The 15,440-nt window shown below is 47.9% G+C and carries 16 protein-coding genes; 3 read left to right on the forward strand and 13 right to left on the reverse strand.

Translation table 11 applies throughout. From position 1 onward, the window contains the following. Window positions 1-13: 13 nt before the first annotated feature. The 5 genes from NSS67_RS00105 to NSS67_RS00125 all read right to left on the reverse strand — a co-directional run bounded on the left by NSS67_RS00105 (window position 14) and on the right by NSS67_RS00125 (window position 6,368). Window positions 14-3,241: a cellobiose phosphorylase gene (locus NSS67_RS00105; RefSeq protein ID WP_339317773.1), complete on the reverse strand. Its 3,228-nt coding sequence runs from the start codon at window positions 3,239-3,241 to the stop codon at window positions 14-16. A gap of 28 nt (window positions 3,242-3,269) precedes the next feature. Continuing rightward, window positions 3,270-4,124: a glycoside hydrolase family 30 protein gene (locus NSS67_RS00110; protein WP_339317774.1), complete on the reverse strand. Its 855-nt coding sequence runs from the start codon at window positions 4,122-4,124 to the stop codon at window positions 3,270-3,272. Beyond that, the gene (locus NSS67_RS00115; RefSeq protein WP_339317775.1) at window positions 4,063-4,608 is read right to left on the reverse strand and encodes a hypothetical protein; all 546 of its coding nucleotides are present in this window, start codon (window positions 4,606-4,608) and stop codon (window positions 4,063-4,065) included. Before NSS67_RS00115 ends, NSS67_RS00110 begins: the two co-directional genes overlap by 62 nt. Before the next feature lie 298 nt (window positions 4,609-4,906). After that, window positions 4,907-5,926, reverse strand: coding sequence for a LacI family DNA-binding transcriptional regulator (locus NSS67_RS00120; RefSeq protein WP_339317776.1), 1,020 nt, complete (start codon window positions 5,924-5,926; stop codon window positions 4,907-4,909). Window positions 5,927-5,978: 52 nt separating this feature from the next. Beyond that, entirely contained in the window at window positions 5,979-6,368 is a 390-nt protein-coding gene (locus tag NSS67_RS00125) for a hypothetical protein (RefSeq protein WP_339317777.1), read from the reverse strand. Between the two features lie 349 nt (window positions 6,369-6,717). Between NSS67_RS00125 and NSS67_RS00130 the strand changes: the two genes are divergently transcribed. Then, window positions 6,718-7,347, forward strand: a complete 630-nt coding sequence (locus NSS67_RS00130; RefSeq protein WP_339317778.1) for an HNH endonuclease signature motif containing protein — start codon at window positions 6,718-6,720, stop codon at window positions 7,345-7,347. A 102-nt stretch (window positions 7,348-7,449) separates the two neighbouring features. Here the strand turns inward: NSS67_RS00130 and NSS67_RS00135 are convergent, their stop codons facing one another. Continuing rightward, window positions 7,450-7,647 (reverse strand): YwbE family protein, encoded by a 198-nt coding sequence (locus tag NSS67_RS00135; protein ID WP_042184438.1) that lies wholly within the window; start codon window positions 7,645-7,647, stop codon window positions 7,450-7,452. 61 nt (window positions 7,648-7,708) lie between these two features. Between NSS67_RS00135 and NSS67_RS00140 the strand changes: the two genes are divergently transcribed. Then, window positions 7,709-8,011 carry a hypothetical protein gene (locus NSS67_RS00140; RefSeq protein WP_339317779.1) on the forward strand — a complete coding sequence of 101 codons (303 nt, stop codon included), beginning with the start codon at window positions 7,709-7,711 and terminating at the stop codon, window positions 8,009-8,011. Window positions 8,012-8,041: 30 nt separating this feature from the next. Here NSS67_RS00140 and sdaAA read toward each other — a convergent pair whose 3' ends face one another. The 3 genes from sdaAA to NSS67_RS00155 are packed head-to-tail and all read right to left on the reverse strand — an operon-like array spanning window position 8,042 to window position 10,291. Continuing rightward, window positions 8,042-8,920, reverse strand: coding sequence for an L-serine ammonia-lyase, iron-sulfur-dependent, subunit alpha (sdaAA, locus tag NSS67_RS00145; protein ID WP_339317780.1), 879 nt, complete (start codon window positions 8,918-8,920; stop codon window positions 8,042-8,044). Next, window positions 8,917-9,627, reverse strand: a complete 711-nt coding sequence (gene sdaAB, locus NSS67_RS00150) for an L-serine ammonia-lyase, iron-sulfur-dependent subunit beta (RefSeq protein WP_339317781.1) — start codon at window positions 9,625-9,627, stop codon at window positions 8,917-8,919. Before sdaAB ends, sdaAA begins: the two co-directional genes overlap by 4 nt. A gap of 58 nt (window positions 9,628-9,685) precedes the next feature. Then, window positions 9,686-10,291 (reverse strand): DUF4269 domain-containing protein, encoded by a 606-nt coding sequence (locus tag NSS67_RS00155; protein WP_339317782.1) that lies wholly within the window; start codon window positions 10,289-10,291, stop codon window positions 9,686-9,688. 277 nt (window positions 10,292-10,568) lie between these two features. Here NSS67_RS00155 and NSS67_RS00160 point away from each other — a divergent pair, with 277 nt between their 5' ends. After that, the gene (locus tag NSS67_RS00160; RefSeq protein WP_339317783.1) at window positions 10,569-11,024 is read left to right on the forward strand and encodes a hypothetical protein; all 456 of its coding nucleotides are present in this window, start codon (window positions 10,569-10,571) and stop codon (window positions 11,022-11,024) included. Window positions 11,025-11,031: 7 nt separating this feature from the next. Here NSS67_RS00160 and NSS67_RS00165 read toward each other — a convergent pair whose 3' ends face one another. The 4 genes from NSS67_RS00165 to NSS67_RS00180 form a co-directional block, all read right to left on the reverse strand. Beyond that, window positions 11,032-12,675 carry an NAD(P)H-hydrate dehydratase gene (locus tag NSS67_RS00165; RefSeq protein ID WP_339317784.1) on the reverse strand — a complete coding sequence of 548 codons (1,644 nt, stop codon included), beginning with the start codon at window positions 12,673-12,675 and terminating at the stop codon, window positions 11,032-11,034. Window positions 12,676-12,786: 111 nt separating this feature from the next. After that, window positions 12,787-13,419, reverse strand: a complete 633-nt coding sequence (locus NSS67_RS00170) for an NAD(P)H-binding protein (RefSeq protein WP_339317785.1) — start codon at window positions 13,417-13,419, stop codon at window positions 12,787-12,789. Window positions 13,420-13,636: 217 nt separating this feature from the next. Beyond that, entirely contained in the window at window positions 13,637-14,044 is a 408-nt protein-coding gene (locus NSS67_RS00175; RefSeq protein ID WP_339320453.1) for a GNAT family N-acetyltransferase, read from the reverse strand. 235 nt (window positions 14,045-14,279) lie between these two features. Further along, window positions 14,280-15,419 carry a glycoside hydrolase family 88 protein gene (locus NSS67_RS00180; protein WP_339317786.1) on the reverse strand — a complete coding sequence of 380 codons (1,140 nt, stop codon included), beginning with the start codon at window positions 15,417-15,419 and terminating at the stop codon, window positions 14,280-14,282. Window positions 15,420-15,440: the final 21 nt, after the last annotated feature.

Below are 15,440 nucleotides of genomic sequence, written 5' to 3' on the forward strand. Positions count from 1 at the left end.
CCCCCCTTATTTACTATGCCATTATCGCTCGAATTTGCTTGATCTCTCCACGCCGCAGAGCCTCTGCCTCTTCACCACGAACGAGTGCTCCAGCAATTTCGGTCACCGTTCCATCGTGATAGACGAGCGTCATGCTCTGAATAACAACCTTCTTCTCACCAAACGTATTCTCACGTTGTGGGTTCAAATAGGTTACTTCCGTGCCTCCTAGGAATGTGAAAGAAAGATTGCCTTGTTCATCAAATAGCCAGCCTGGTAGAACCGGATCCAAAGATAACGTAAGCTGTCCATCTTCTACTCTGAAAATATGGCTTCCCGCCATCATCGTTCTCCACATACTGAGGAATTCAGCTGTCGATCCACTAAGTCTTGCAACGAACCCTCTACCGTGATTGCCCGGATCAGGATTGCCTCCAGTTGCAATAAAAGATGAATTCTCCAGTGTACTACGTCCATAGACCGCTGGATCAAGGAATGGGACTAGCGATGTCTTAAGCTCCCCGTAGAACTCCTCATAAAGTCCGCCTTTCAGAAGCTCAAGTAAATATTTGTAGGACATATGCAGGAAGTTGGACTCCCGCTCTAACCAGCCTGGCGTAAAGGCTCTCATTCGTCCGATCTCATGAGACTCTCCATCCAGACTCACCGAGGTTTGATACATCGACGTAGTCGGATCATATAGCTCTGTTTGTTTAATCAAATTGTAGATTTCCTTGGCCTGTGCCGGACTTTTCAGCGTCTTCAACAGGCGAGTAGGTCCCTCAAGGAAATATGGCAATGCATATACCTCAAACGCCTCTACCACAGCTTTTGGCAGGCCATATCCGCTAAGTACCGGTTGACCTTCAGCATCTGTTACCTGCTGGAATTTCTTCGCCTCAAAGCGGAAATAAGTTGGGGTAAGTCCGTTACCAAGTTCTACAGCCTTGTTAATTCCCTCATCGATTTTGACCAAGAACTTCGAGAGGGCTTCACGAATGTACTCTAGTGTTACTTCGGATTCAGCCCCAGTAATGCCGAAACGAATACGTGCTCTATACGCCTCACGTGCCGAAGCTACAGTGTCCCAATACTTGAATTGTTCCAGTTCCCCCGAAAGGACTGCCGTTACCGCGTGATATACCTCTTCAAGCAGCTGTACAATTTCTTCAGGCAGATCTACAGCTCCTTGGGCATTCTCTTTGCCGTTCAGAGCATCTAACAAAAAGACTACGGTACGTTTCAGCTCAAAGGTCTCACTCATTCCGGAGCCGAACAAGCCTGGCAGTCCATTCATAGCATCGTTCCAGCCTGGCTTATTGCCTTCCATCTCCACACCCATGCCGTAAGGGTCAAGTGTAGCAAATTTATTCAAGGCAAGAGATAACATCTTCACGAACAGATTGGCGTGGTAAATGGTACCCTGACCGCCTTCGGTACGCAGCCAATGGGTGTCTCCAGCTTTCCATTTCAGCTTATGCAGCTTCTCCTCATCCTCAAGGAGTGCGCCATATTGCCGAGCCTTTCCGTCACTGATTACATATTTCTCACTGCGTGGCAGCACATACGCTGGGCTGTCATAGAACGCATAAGTGTTATCCCCAAATAGAAGCTCCTGCTTTTTGTCAGGGAAGATATCCAAATACCCGACTACTAGATCCAGATTATACGTCCAGTGATCAGACCAGAAGCCTTCACCAAAAGCTGCCTCAATATTTTGCTGTGACAAGGCTAGAAGACCTGATAAAAATTGTTGCTCGCTTACCTTCAAAGTAACGTTATGATCCGCAATGTAATTCACTAAGCTACCCGGTGTGAACCGACTGCTGCACAGCTTTACAAGCTCAGCATGATGATCTGCCGCAGCTTCTCCGATCCATTCTGCAGCTTGGGCCTTACTATCCGGCTTCACTTCAAAGGTTGTTCCTTGTACACTCAGTGGGTTGTAACCATCCGCCTGAATCAAGCTATAGAACATTTTGATGTTGAAGCTACCCACCTTCGGATTAAAAAACACATCATTCCGCCGATTCTGATTCATATCGCGGAAGTTTCCGTTCCCCTGTGAATAATATTCTGGGGCGAGTGAGAAGAAGTTATAGTCACGCTCTAAATCACCATGTTTACGCGAGTATAAGTGAACTATAAAACCATCACCACCATTGTCGAAGACAAAAGGATAGCCTCCGCGCAGGAAGTTATCGAGATAGGACTGACGGCAGTAAGCATCAAATACAGCTGATGAAGTGTGAGTAGCAATGTCTTCCGTCAACTCTTCAGTCAGACCAGTGGCCTCCTGAGATTTGGCTTTAATGTATTCATCACGGCATAAATGTTCAGCCTTCTTATTGATTTTATCAATGTCATTTACATGCCCAACCAGTGTGTTCAGAATCAGACTGCTGCCTGGCACCAAACGTCTTGCCACTCCGCTAAAACCGCACGGAACCTTGTTAACCGGATATTGTGGAAGCTCGCCAAGTTCCGACAGGGTTAATCCTGCAAAGTGGTCTGGGTAAGTAAGAGAGGTGTTGCCACCGAAGACTAGCTCGAAATCGACGATTGGCGAGATTTTTTCTCCTTCTCCAGTAAACGAAAGATAGAAATGTCCATTCGTAATTTCACTAACCTGCGCACTATCATTGGTGCTGGAACGCAGCTTATAGAATGGAATGCCATTCTCCAAATTGTATACGTCCATCCAGCTGCGCAGCAGGTTGCCTATTTCCTTGTAGCCACTGTTCTCTACGCCATAAGGCAAGATCTCTGGCAGACCATCCATCAGCTCCAGCTCAATCTCTTTGCCGCCGATGTTCTCAATCTCTACCCGCCGTACCAATGCGGCATAATCGTCATTAGGCAGATGAAAGTAATGTACGGTCGTCTTGAGACCATGCCCAGCATGGCTTTCTTCAATGGTAAGTCCATTAGGCAAAATGGTCATAATCCGCTTAGCAGCAGGATCAGGACGTGCAGATTGAAACGGTTCATAAATCTCTTGCTCGCCTTTAATTTTGATAAAGGTTCTGAAACCGGTCGTCCCTACGTTCTTATAAGAGATATTTGCGGGAGAAAATTCCATAATCGGCGAGTTCTTATCACGTATCCCAAAGCTGCAAATGGCCTGACCCCGGTTCACATAAAAAGTCCACATCGGAATGCCCTTCAGTCCGGCAAGACCCGGTAGGAAACTGGAAAAAGGCTTTCCTTCGTCAAATTGCTCCATTACAAATTTACCTGATTCGAAATAATAGTTGCTCATGCATACGCCCTCCTAAGTTGTAGATTATTTATGAAATCAGATGCGTTACGATGGAATGAGGCGATAGCTCGCAGCTTGCAATCTCTTCACCTAGACCTAGCGTTACACTGCGCACTTCTTCACTTTCATTCATCAGTACAACAGCAATGCTACCGTCAGGGTTACGGAATGCTGTTGTCAGGACCCCTTCTGCTTCAGATGTAAATCCAATCCGTACCGCACCCGGCGCAATGAATTTACTAAAATGCCCGATGTAATAATAAGAGCTGTTATAGTGCACTTCGTCAGTTGTTGTATCTGCTATGATCGGCGCATCGCAGAGATTGCCTACATGATTGGGACCCCCAGTCTCATCGAGTACCAGGTTCCAGTCCAGGTACCCTTCTGTCCACGCATTGAGATCCCCAATCATATTTCTGCCGTAACGTTCGCCCGTAAACCATTCACCCAGCTTCACGCCGCCCTCTTGGCAGCCCTCTGTAAACAGTAAATGCTTGTCAGGAAATAGATCATGTACCTTTTCTACCTTGTCGAACTCCTCGCCTCCATACCAGTGAATACCTGTACCCCACACATACTTTGCTGCTTCAGGATCAGATAATACTGTCGAAGCACGTTCGACCATAATATCGCGGTTATGATCCCAGATTACAATGTTCACATCCGAATGGCCGGTCTGATTCATCACCGGTCCAAGATGATTTTTAACAAAATCCCGTTCCTCTTCTGCACTATAAATACATGAATCCCAGACCTGAACGGCAGCCGGCTCATTCTGCACGGAAACCGCCCAGATCGGTACTCCCTCTTTTCCATAAGCTTCAATGAACTTTGTGTAGTAGCGGGCCCAAACTTCTGCGTATTCCGGTTTTAAGAGATCCACCGTTATTCATTTCACCGTTTGTTTTCATCCATGCCGGAGGGCTCCAAGGCGAAGCCAGCATCGTGAAAGGACCGCCTCTTACCTGCATGGCATCTTTAATCAGCGGAAGTACCCACTTGTGATCATGTGAGATATCAAACGTAGCTAGCTCTGTATCATGATCAGCAACATACGTATAATTTCCGAGAGCAAAATCACAGCTGTGAATATGAACACGGCCCATGCTATAGCCTAATCCCTCTACAGGATGGAAGTAGCGATGAATAACCTCTGCCCGTTTCTCGGTGCTCAGACGTGACAAGGTGTAAGCTGCAGCTTCTGTGAAAGCGCCACCAAAACCAATCATCTTTTGAAACTCCTGCTCGGGCTTAAGCTCCACATCGGCAGATCCAGCTTCTACTCTTGCGCTAAAAACAATTGCATCTTTCGGAGTTAAGCGTTCCCCTGTATCTTTTGCAGTTACCACAGTTTGAACCTTTGCCATTTCATCCATCTCCTCTGAATTGTTTTCTTACCAAGCATAAACGCCTTCGGCGTCCTTACTAGGACGGTAAGCGTGTAGCGAGAAACATAAGACATGAAGTATTGTGGATCATCTTCCGGGTGTTATGGATTCGGAGGGATGAGCCAAATCGAAACAATCGAAACCGGTTTCGATTGTTTCGAAAAAAAATGTTCTTTCGAAAGAAATTGAAAGAGCATTTATAAGAGTTATAATGTCCTTTACTTTATCAGGACTCTTTTCAATTCGTCAAGATTTATTCTGAATTTTAATACACAGTCTAATCTCCACTAGTCAGAGGCGCACAGGATTCCCGTTCGACTAATTCCACCGGAACTAAAATTGCTTCATTCCCTAGCTCTTTCCCTTCAATTGAAGCTAAAAGAATGTCTGCCGCTCGGCTTCCAAGAAGCTCCGTATCCTGACGAATCGTTGTTAATCCAGGTGTAACATATTCGGCAAGATCGATGTCATCGTAACCCATAACTGAAATATCCGTTGGTACGGAAAGTCCACTATCTTTGGCTGCCATAATAGCCCCTAAGGCTAATAAGTCACCCGAAGCAAAGACGGCGGTTGGACGTTCAGGCAGCTTAAGAAGCTCCAGCATCGCGTTATAGCCGCTTTCTCGAGAATAAAAAGCTCCGTTTACAACATAGGACTTGGGCACTTTAAGCCCACGCTGCTTCATAGCGGACATATAACCCAGCTCCCGCATTTTACCTGGAAATGTGTTCATGCCTCCAGATATATGGGCAATCTTACGATGACCCAAAGAAGCTAGATACTCCACGGCTAGCTGTGCTCCAGCTGTATTATCCGAGCATACCGTATGCGACTCCGATGTCTCAAAATCCACAATAACCGTAGGGATATTACTCTCAAGCAGCTCACGGAAATACGGATCCTCATAATCGGACAAGAAGACAACAACGCCATCTACGCCACGTATCCTACAATTCTCTAAATAACCACTTTGCTTGCCTCCGACATCTTTTGAGATAAACATGAGGGCATAACCCTTTTCCACAGCAACCTTCTTAAAGCTCTCGATCACAGCACTAAAAAAGGGATGGCGAATACCAAATCCCGTATTCTCTACGAACAGCACACCGATGGTCCATGATTTCTTAGTAGTCAGTGTACGGGCATGTGAGTTCGGTAAATACCCCATTTCTTGGGCAACCCGAAATATTTCCTGGCGAGTCTTCTCTCGTACATCCGAATAATTATTAAACGCCTTGGATACCGTTGTCGGAGAGTAACCGGTTCTTTTGGCAATATCGTATATCGTTGTCAATTCGGCTCACTCCTTGCCCTGACAAATGAAATGCCTTTTGTTCACTGCCATTTTAACGTCTTTCAGTACCGCCGTCCAGCGAAAAGTAACATTGTACAGAGGGCAGCAGTGTAACGGCTTGAATCAAGAGCCCTAGGCTTATATAGACCAGATGTACAATTGCAACACTATTCAGCATGTACGTCTGCACCGTTATCCAAATGATTTGCCCAAACCCGATATACAGAGACAAAGCCCAGAAGCTATGTAATTTCTTAAAAGGATTTAATAGTTCCACCAAGTGCCACTGAGGTCTCTTGATCAGACCATAAACAACAATCAGGGGCAGTATACCGAATACGATCAGCAGTAAAATACCCGGAATTAAAAAATCTGAAAATGGCGATCTTACCAGCATAGATGTTGGTATGTGTATCAGGTCACCACTAGGATCTATGACCATAGCCCCGCCTCCTGCTAAAGCTCCAACCCCCAAAAATATATGTAGAATATAAAGCCATGTTACTGTAGCCGGCCTTCCCTTGCTTGATTCCATTTCACTACCCCATTTCCATATAAGAATTAGAGCAATCTTATTTACATAATGAATTTGCCCTTCCTTTCAATTTTACAAGTTTCCCCTTTTCATTACCGAGACGCATATCACACATATTGCTGTATTTTCACTTTTTTGACTTACGATGTGAACGACTGCGCTTTACGTTATACTAGGTGTGAAACTTATAGTTTCTTATATTTTAAAAAACAAGGAGACAGGACATGCGTACACATGCGCTGCACCTAACATACCTATGAACGATACCGACCTTCAATCTACCAAACAGTGTGCTTATTGCCACAAGCAGAAGCCGCTCTCTGAATTTCGCAAACGTACAGGCAAACGTTCCAAAGGGCAGTCACGCCGTGGTGCCTGTCGTGAATGTCGAAAACAACGAGAAACACTAAATATAAAGTCCACAGCGATAGAACAATCCACTCCGAATCGCCGCGTGCGAGGTTTGGAGCAGCGAAAAAAACATCCACATTCCCAAGGATCGAAACTAAATCCTGAAGATCCAACTCAATTAATTCCTTCCGCCAAAGGGATGATTCTAATGCGCGGCCATAGCGATAAGGGACATCGTTGGCATCAGGAGATTGATCAAGAGCTTGCGACTACGCTAGTCAGGGAACATGCTGCTATTGTTGTGAACCGTCGAACCATCCGAAGATTGTATAGCAATAAGGATTTTCGCGCTTATATATTAGCCAGAGACAACTATACCTGCTACTTCTGCGGCGCTTATGGAGACACTATTGATCATCTCCTACCTCGTGCTAAAGGTGGTCATACAACGCCAGATAATTGCGTCTGCGCTTGCACGCTATGTAATCAGACCAAAGCCGATCGATCTGTTGAGGATTTCATGGGCCGAATGTAGCATCCCAAACCAAAACACCCTAATCTCGGCAGGCTGTTCTGTTCAAGTGAACAGCTGCCTTGAGATTAGGGTCGCTTATTAATATGGAGACATAAAATCTATTTAGTTCCCTGTAATGTTCTTAACTCGACCTACCTGTCCGCTAGTCAAACGAACCTTAATACCATGCGGATGCCTAGGCGAATTCGTGAGAATATCTTTCACCGTACCGTGTGTTAGCTTACCTGTAGGCTGATCCTGCTTAAGCACAATATCCACTTCAAGCCCAGGACGAATATCCGCTCTTACTTGTCCATTCATGATGCTATCCCCTTTCATGGGTTATAATGTTGTCAACTACAATAGATAAGGATGAGACGTTATGGCCTTCGGCATCAACAGAGAAGAATTAACCCGGTGGAAAAAAGCGGTCTCCGCAGGAGAGATCGCCTTCTTGACTCATTATTGGCTGGATCCTCGTTTTCCTGGCATCACTACCGTCACCAAGGTGGGCTGTAGTGATCTTACTACACTGAAACATTGGTGCGAGGAGAATGGATTGCCTGCCCAATATATTCATAATCGTTCTTCGTTTCCCCATTTTGACCTCATTGGACCTAGACAGGCAGAAATCCTTCGGCAAGAAGGACAATGGGAACAGCTGGAACGTTTCAATTTGCTCTAATATTACGAATTGTGATTCAAGGGTTATGAATTACTTCTTTTTGCGTAAATCCTGCATGATTTTACGACCGGTAGGTGTCTGTGCTAAACCGCCTCCTGCGGTCTCGCGGTGTTTCTCTGGCATAGCTGAGCCTACCTCAAGCATGACCTTGATGACTTCATCTGAAGGAATCACACTACGAACACCAGCCAGTGCCATATCTGCGGCAGCGAGTGCGGTAACTGCACCGAATCCATTTCTAACGATACAAGGAATCTCTACGAGTCCTCCAACCGGATCACAAATCAGACCTAAAGTGTTCTTAAGTGCTAGCCCGACAGCATGCACTGCTTGTGCAGGCGTTCCACCGCGCAGCTCGGTTAAAGCACCTGCGGCCATCCCAATGGCAGAACCTACCTCAGCTTGACAGCCACCTTCCGCGCCCGATACAAACGAGTTATTGGCAATGACATAACCGATGGCCCCGGCAGCGAACAATCCGGATACCATATAGTCATCATCCCAGCCAAACCGTTCCTGACAGCTAAGGAATACACCCGGAATAATCCCGCATGAACCAGCAGTAGGGGTTGCAATGATCCGGCCCATAGAGGCGTTCACTTCGGATACAGCCAGCGCGTAGGCCATAGCTTGACCTGCAGGTCCACCTAGGCACGGCTCATCAGCTGCGTTATATGCTCCTACACGCTGAGCATCCATTCCTGTGAGGCCGCTGCGCGAAGTGGTATCTTCATTCATCCCGCGATGAACAGCCTCTTTCATCACGCCATAATATTCACGCATCGTGGAAAATTCATGTTCACTGGAACGTCCAGATTCCGCGCTTTGCTCTTCGAGCATAAGCGCTCCAATCGTGAGACCGCGTTCCTCACACAATACAGCCAGCTCGCTAAGTGTTTGAAAATTCATGTTAAATTTTCCTTCCCCTTCTCTTCTTGCTTACCTTCATTTAAATTAACCAACTTCACAGATTTCACAGCAGTGAGCGCTTTAAGCGCTTTAATAAGCTCCGGGGTAGCCGCTTCATCCAGCTCCAGCACCGTCAAGGCTGCACCACTGCGATTCTTACGATCCAGAGACATATGCCCTATATTAAACTGTCCGTTACGCATCACTTCCGTAACACTCGCCAGAACACCCAAATAATCCATATGGTTAATCAGAACCGTCGGATAGACCCCTGTAAGCTTCACCCCAAAACCGTCGATATCGACAATCTCGATGTTCCCACCACCAATAGATGTCCCTGTTAGCGTCAGCTCGCTCCCGGTTTCTTGTCCGATAAGATGCAGCTTAACCGTGTTGGGATGTGGAAACAAGCCCGTTCCCTGCTTAAAAGAAACTTCCATCCCGGCTTCTACCGCCAGTTCTAGGGAATCTGGAAGCCGATGATCATCGGTGGTGAAATCAAGTAACCCTCCAACAATCGCTCGATCTGTGCCATGTCCCTGATAAGTTGCTGCAAAAGAACCGAAAAATGTCACTTCTGCCACACGTGGTATTTCACCTAACACCTGCCTTGCAGCTCTCCCGATCCGGGCCGCTCCAGCGGTATGCGAGCTTGAAGGACCGACCATTGCCGGACCAATAATTGAAAACACATCCTTAAAACGCATAAAAGACCTCCTGCCTGCAAGAATAGGCATTTATCGTATTCCTATATAGTATACTGCACTAGCAGTCGGAGTTCACCGTAACATTTGCTGTGATATAAGTATGCCCAGAACGACATAAAGCATAAAGAGCGCTCCGAGGAAGCTTCTCCAGCTCCAGCAGCGCTTCGTAAGGATCACCCTCTAATCCCAGCGCTTGCGCGAAGGCAGGTTCTGTCTTCTGCCCGTTTGATTTCATTGTGATTATTCGCTGACGAAAATCCTCATCCATCAAGGCCAAAATCTCGGCTTCAATGACCATATGCAAATAACCATTCTGCAGCTCTGTTCGCCTCGGCTGTCCAAACAGTTCTATAGGCCAGCCCTTTACCATAAAGTTAATTTTCGTTCGAGGGATGCCTTGGACCACTCGCGATACGCTAACAAACCCATCCATGGCCCCAAAATACCGACTACCTCGCGCCTGAAACTCCACAGGATCATGAACCTCACATATGATATCCAAATCGCTGCCTTTAACCTGAATTCCAAGCGGTACTGTACCAACCAACAGAGGGTTATAATCCGTTAGCAAACTCATAATATCCAGTTCTGTAAGAAGGTTAAAGACCTCTCTCTGAACCGCAGTTCCATGACGCAAATAATCGACATTTCGCCAATCAGTCATTTTCAGACCCTCCCTCTCAGTGGTTATTCGCATAGGTATGTCTCGAAGACAGCGCACGCTTTTCTGGGCGCATGCATAGAAATATACGGAAGATAGAAGGCAAGGAGGAGGTTATTAGAAAAATGAATCCCACCTACCCCTATTATGGGGAACGAACAGTATGTAAAGAGCAGCCTATTGCTTTCCCTTCACAGCATCAAGATCGCCAGGCAGGTCTAAAAAATCTGATGAATCCCCACAACCGATACACAACACAACCTGAGAGGAATGTATACCTATGAACAAGATACCTGATTATGATATTCCTTCTATCCGTTTAACAAGTGGCATGTACGCATTATCAAAATTAGCCTGCACAGGGCTAACGTACGTCCTAATCTCCTTACTTATGCTTGGGTTTCCACAACATAATGGCGTACCTGAGGGTTGGCCTCTTTCGATCCCCTATGCCATTTATGCTTATGGACTACCTGCCGCACTAGTAGCAGATGTTCTGCTGCGCATCCTGCGTTCCACATCCCATGTCCTTTCTCTTGTTGTATACGTAGCTGCAGGTTTCGGTGCAGGTCTATGGCTAGCAGCAGAACAAGGTGCAGAGCTACTGCTTTGGGGTTTCGCAGGAATTTTGGGACTATTACTGCTGCGTGTGACGCAACTAGGCGTAGAGCGATCCCCTCTGTTACTGCCTGTGTTTGCACTATTTCTACCACTGCTCTGCTTACTGCTGTTATAGGCTGCACTCACAGCGCTTCTATGATATCACCGGCAATAATAGCCGCTGGATTATTCCGCTGACGGGCGGCTCTCTCCCCTGCTAATCCGTGCAGATATACACCAAAAGCTGCTGCCTGCGTAGCATTCAATCCTTGAGCCAGCAGGCCCGCAATCATGCCCGTTAGCACATCACCGACTCCACCAGTGCCCATGCCGGGATGGCCTGTGGTGTTTACATAAGCTTGCCCTTCAGGAGTGGCTATAACCGTATGCGCTCCCTTTAATACAAGCGTAACCCCATGCTCCTTCGCATAGCCCAAAGCCAAACCGATTCGATCCCGCTGCACCTCAGCCGTTGTTATGCTGGCCAGTCGGGCCATCTCACCTGGATGAGGCGTCAGAATCACAGGATGGCGTCTACTTGCCCACCCCTTGTAATCAGCCTCAGCTAATATATTCAAAGCATCCGCATCGATGACCAGAGGACAATCCGTTCCTTCCCAGAGATTGCGAAGCCATTCTGTATCGGCCTCGAATCGACCAAGACCAGGACCAACGGCAAGAACATCTCGCTCTTTGCTCAGCTTTAGTAGCTCTGAAATGCTCTCTGCATTCCATGTTCCATCTTCATTGCCGCGAGCATCGGCTAACATCAGTTCAGGGGCAGAACCGATGATGAAGGGTAACAGCTTCTGAGTAAGCGCCCATGTCACCAATCCGCAGCCTGCCCGGAGCGCAGCACGGGCAGAGAGCAATCCGGCACCGCTCATTCTTAAGGTGCCGGCGGCAAGAAGTGCATGCCCATAAGTACCCTTATGGCCTTCAGGCGAACGCCGGCGGGCCAGATCAACACCCAAATGGGCATGCAGCACTTCCGGTGTCAGCAGGTGAACCTGCACACCAATGTTAGTGGCCAGAGAAGTCGGAATACCGATGGCCCGGACCTTCACATGCCCCGCTCCGCCTGCACCGGGGTATTGCAGGAGGCCTCGCTTGAGAAACGCGAGGCATACCGTTACCGACGCATGAATGCAAGGCTCATGCGTCTCCCCTGTGTCCGCGTTCAGACCACTCGGGATGTCCGCGGACACAATCACTTTGCCGCTGCTATTCGCTGCGGCAATCAGCTCCGCATAGGCGCCGCGCGGGGCTCCCTCGGCGCCGGTGCCGAGCAGCGCATCCAAGATGCCGCTGCACTCGGCAAGGTCCAGCCGATCCCTGCCGTATACCACGGCAGGGAGGTCCATTGCTGCAGCCGCATCGCGCTGCAGGGCGGCCTCGCCGGAGAGCAACTCCGGCGGCACCGCATAGACGAGCGTGACGGCGATGCCCGTCTCGCGAAGGTATCGTGCGGCGGCGAGGCCATCGCCGCCGTTGTTGCCCTTGCCGACGAGGATGAACCATCGCTCGGCGGCGGCATTGCCCAGTGTCAGCGCATGATCTGCGCTGACCTGAAATGCCGCGCCAGCCAGCGCGGCATCCTTCAGCCCGGCGTCGTCTCCTTCAGATGCATTCCTGCAGCCCTCTTCACCTCTCCGCCGGCAGAGCGCGATGATCTCCTCTGCGATGACTCTCCCCGCATTCTCCATCAGCGCAATGGCTGGAATCCCCAGCCGCTGGATCGTTTCACCATCCAGACGACGCATTTGCTCAGCAGTTACCAGATACATGTTCGGCCCCTTTCCGCTACACTTCAATTCAGCATCTCTTCAAGAACCTAGCCAGCCTTCCACAATGTCTGCAAGCTTCACGTGCTTACATGCCCCAATTAAAGCAAAATATCAATAGGCTACAGTAAATCTCTCCCGGCTAAAATTCCCTTCCTCCAGCTCGTCCACCATAGCTACTGCAAAATCCTTCACACTGATCAAGCTTTCGCCATTTTCATCAAAAACGAGACGGTCGAGTCCAATGCGGAATTGACCTGTACGTCGACCTGACTGAACTACTGCAGCAGGACTGGCATACGTATAGTCCAATTCTGTGTTTTTGTAAATTTCATAAGCCTGCGCATGGGCCTCTGCTAGTGGTCTAAGCTCAGCTGGGAAATCTTCCGTATCCATCAACAGCTCTCCAGTTTCAGTCTTCAAACTACCTACACCACCCACAACTAGCAGTCGATTGAGCCCAGCTTCTTGCATCCCCTCAACAATCGCCTTAGCTGCTGTTATCAAATCCTTCTCTTGGCCGAGATCTGGACCGTAAGCACTGATTACCTCTTCATGTCCACGGACCGCAGCTGCAACTGAAGCAGGATCTAGAACATCTACAGTCGTGATGTGCAGACGTTCATGTTCAAGGGTTAATGATTCTGGATTCCGTACCGCAGCTGTTACCTCGTGTTTTCTTTTTAAAGCCTCCTGTACAATCGCCTTTCCAATCGTTCCTGATGCACCCAATACTACAACATCCATCTGTTTTTCCTCACTTTGTCCGGGTAAGGCCAGCGTACGGCCTTCCTACTTATTTATATTTTTAATACTCGTCTCAATAGCTTTTCCCTTATAACCTTTAAACATTATTTATCCCACGAGGTCCTATCGAAATCAGATCCCCGCAAGTTCGCTTCCAGACGAAAAACCCCTTAACCAATACAAGGGGCACTCTCCCTACTAAGCAGCTGTGCTCGCATTAAGGGCGCAAAAACATTCCCTGAGAACGTGGCATGACCGATTCAAAGCCATATTGTTCATACAATTTCGAGGCTTCCCCATCTGCAATCAGACTTACATAAGCCTTTTCCGGTACGGTATTAAGGAACTCCCTGATTTCCCGCATAATCATTTTCCCTAAACCGCGTCCTTGATGTGAAGGCTTAACCGCGATATCCGTGATCTGAAAAAAGCATCCCCCATCGCCAATCACCCTTCCCATCCCGATTAGAGTATTCTCCTCATACAAGGTTACCGCAAAAATAGAACGAGGCAGCCCTATCGCAGCGCCTTCCGCGCTCATTTCACTCAGTCCAGCTTCTTTTCTCAGTGCTGAATACTGTTCCACAGAAGGACATTGATAACGTATATCCAACTTTCCTGTCATCCCCATACCTCTCTCCTCCTAGCTTCTTACCATTAACTAAGCTTAGCACCGTTCAGCATTGCTGTTCCAACTATATACGACTGTATAGTGCACAGGCAAGACTCACCGTAGTGTAGGGAACTAATCAGTGTCTAAGACACTAAGATTCGCCTTCCCCTCTGTCCTTCCGGCAAACATACAAAAGCCGCCTGGCACTTAGGCCTAGGCAGCTTTTGTAAAACTTATTGCTTCTCAACTACCACAAGAACAAGTCGTTCCCCTTTAGCTTGAAAATAGCCTCCATGAAATAATAATCGCCATAGATGATTGAAATATGAATGTCTTGATGATGATACGCTGCTGAGCCTTTGATCAACAGATGATCAGAATCCGTCGTCCAGTCACAGAGAGAACCATCCAACGTTTTCAGCAGCTTCAGCGCGGCGTTCAGATAAACATCCTTTTCGTACTCGCCGACAACCTTGGCGATTTCGATCAGTCCGCAAGCTGCGATCGCCGCTGCCGTAGAATCTTCGTAAGCAGGCTCCTTCGGCTGCCGGAAATCGATCGGAATCACGCCGTTATCTGGAATATTAGCCATGAAATAATGCGCCACCCGTTTGGCTGCCTGTAAATACTCTTGCTTCCCCGTATGCGTGTAACTGATCATAAAGCCGTACAAGGCCCATGTCTGCCCGCGTGTCCAGGACGAGCCTTCCTCGTAGCCTTGACCGCCATAAGTTCGGACCACGCCTCCATGAAACGGGTCGAACTCCACGATATGATTCACAGAGCCGTCCGGCCTGATAAAAGCATCAAGAGCGGTGTCCGCATGCTTCATTGCGATTTGCGCGTATCGCGGATCTTTAGTCTCTTCACTCGCCCAATACAGAAGCGGAAGATTCATCATGCAATCCACGATTGCCCAACCTCTCGTATCTTCGCTGACTGTGTCATCGTTCCAAGCGCGGATAAACCCGCCTTCTAGGTTAAACCGTCCGGCAAGCAAATTGGCGGCATGCATTGCCCTTTTACGGGATTCCAGATTTCCGGTTACTTTATAATTGGCCACGCTCGTTGGCAGCCACATAAATCCGACATCATGATGTAGACCGTAGAATTGATGGAAACAGGCATCCAAAGCATCTTCCGTATAATTAGCGATTTCCTTGTACTTCTGAGCGCCGGTTTCATGGTACATATGCCACATCATGCCGCCCCAGAATCCATTCGTCCACCAATTGATATCTTTTTCGATCTGGTTGTCGTGCTCGCCGTTTCTTGTGGTGTAAGGAATTTTGTTTTCTGATCTTTCACACACTACGCCCATTTTGGTCGTTAGCTTGGCAATTACATTTTTTACCCAAATTTGATCGTCAGTCTGCAGGTTTAACATATTTCCCCTCCTATTTGTTCT

The organism is Paenibacillus sp. FSL R10-2734, assembly GCF_037963865.1.
Taxonomy (GTDB): domain Bacteria; phylum Bacillota; class Bacilli; order Paenibacillales; family Paenibacillaceae; genus Paenibacillus_AQ.

What these genes read in the sequence shown, in the direction of transcription:
- NSS67_RS00140 (WP_339317779.1), top strand. Translation starts at nt 7,709, where the DNA reads ATGGCCTTCGGCATCAACAGAGAAGAATTAACCCGGTGGAAAAAAGCG.
- NSS67_RS00115 (WP_339317775.1), bottom strand. Translation starts at nt 4,608, where the DNA reads ATGGCAAAGGTTCAAACTGTGGTAACTGCAAAAGATACAGGGGAACGC.
- NSS67_RS00170 (WP_339317785.1), bottom strand. Translation starts at nt 13,419, where the DNA reads ATGGATGTTGTAGTATTGGGTGCATCAGGAACGATTGGAAAGGCGATT.
- NSS67_RS00160 (WP_339317783.1), top strand. Translation starts at nt 10,569, where the DNA reads ATGAACAAGATACCTGATTATGATATTCCTTCTATCCGTTTAACAAGT.
- sdaAA (WP_339317780.1), bottom strand. Translation starts at nt 8,920, where the DNA reads ATGAATTTTCAAACACTTAGCGAGCTGGCTGTATTGTGTGAGGAACGC.
- NSS67_RS00175 (WP_339320453.1), bottom strand. Translation starts at nt 14,044, where the DNA reads ATGACAGGAAAGTTGGATATACGTTATCAATGTCCTTCTGTGGAACAG.
- NSS67_RS00105 (WP_339317773.1), bottom strand. Translation starts at nt 3,241, where the DNA reads ATGAGCAACTATTATTTCGAATCAGGTAAATTTGTAATGGAGCAATTT.
- NSS67_RS00180 (WP_339317786.1), bottom strand. Translation starts at nt 15,419, where the DNA reads ATGTTAAACCTGCAGACTGACGATCAAATTTGGGTAAAAAATGTAATT.
- NSS67_RS00155 (WP_339317782.1), bottom strand. Translation starts at nt 10,291, where the DNA reads ATGACTGATTGGCGAAATGTCGATTATTTGCGTCATGGAACTGCGGTT.
- NSS67_RS00135 (WP_042184438.1), bottom strand. Translation starts at nt 7,647, where the DNA reads ATGAATGGACAAGTAAGAGCGGATATTCGTCCTGGGCTTGAAGTGGAT.
- sdaAB (WP_339317781.1), bottom strand. Translation starts at nt 9,627, where the DNA reads ATGCGTTTTAAGGATGTGTTTTCAATTATTGGTCCGGCAATGGTCGGT.
- NSS67_RS00165 (WP_339317784.1), bottom strand. Translation starts at nt 12,675, where the DNA reads ATGTATCTGGTAACTGCTGAGCAAATGCGTCGTCTGGATGGTGAAACG.
- NSS67_RS00125 (WP_339317777.1), bottom strand. Translation starts at nt 6,368, where the DNA reads ATGGTCATAGATCCTAGTGGTGACCTGATACACATACCAACATCTATG.
- NSS67_RS00130 (WP_339317778.1), top strand. Translation starts at nt 6,718, where the DNA reads ATGAACGATACCGACCTTCAATCTACCAAACAGTGTGCTTATTGCCAC.